Annotated in this window: 1 protein-coding gene; it reads left to right on the top strand. The window is 59.6% G+C overall.

Annotation, left to right across the window (positions count from 1 at the left end):
• Window positions 1-221: hypothetical protein (locus tag RX972_RS29075; RefSeq protein ID WP_316880741.1), on the top strand; the 221-nt coding region annotated here is incomplete at its 5' end.
• Between the last annotated feature and the right edge of the window lie 407 nt (window positions 222-628).

The following is a 628-nucleotide window of genomic DNA, read 5'->3' as shown; positions in this document are numbered from 1 at the left end:
TTGCAGAGATGCTCGGAATCGCCGCCGACATGCTCAATCGGCGGCCGGCCGCGACGGCGCAGCCACAAGGCGGCCAGGCGGCAGAATCGCTGCAGTCCCTGCTCGAGCTGCGCATGCTGCGGGTGTTCCGCGACGTGCGGGACCCCGACACCAGGCGAATCCTGATCGAGCTCGCCGAGCAGATCGTCAAGCGCCAGGCCATGCCGCCGGAAACCGGCTAAAGCGCGATGAGATCAGGTTGAATCGTCATCGCGCTTTAGATTCTTGTTTAAGCATGATCTTTTCGGAAAACCGCTACGCACTTTTCCGGATCATGCTCTAGGACGCATGTTCATCAATCCGAGATGTCTGCTTTGGAGAAGATAGCGGCCACGCGATCTGACCGGAGAGAGGCCGCCTTGTGACCCCCAAACGGACATCAAGGTTGAGTGCCGGGCGGAGCTTGCGCGGTGCCCCAAAATAGCGATGATCACGCTTGGCAAGGCGACCATTTGCAACTGCGCACGGGAGGGCTACATCATGACTGCATTCAACGCGGTACGCTTCCGGGTGAAGCCCGGGCGTGATCAGGATTTCATCGACGCCCACAAGAACGTTAGCTGGCCCGGCCTCAAACACTCTTACATGA

It is taken from the genome of Pseudomonas syringae group sp. J309-1, from assembly GCF_032582135.1.
GTDB classification, from domain to species: domain Bacteria; phylum Pseudomonadota; class Gammaproteobacteria; order Pseudomonadales; family Pseudomonadaceae; genus Aquipseudomonas; species Aquipseudomonas quasicaspiana.
Note: the sequence above shows the minus strand (reverse complement) of the source record. Positions and strands in the feature narration are given on the sequence as shown.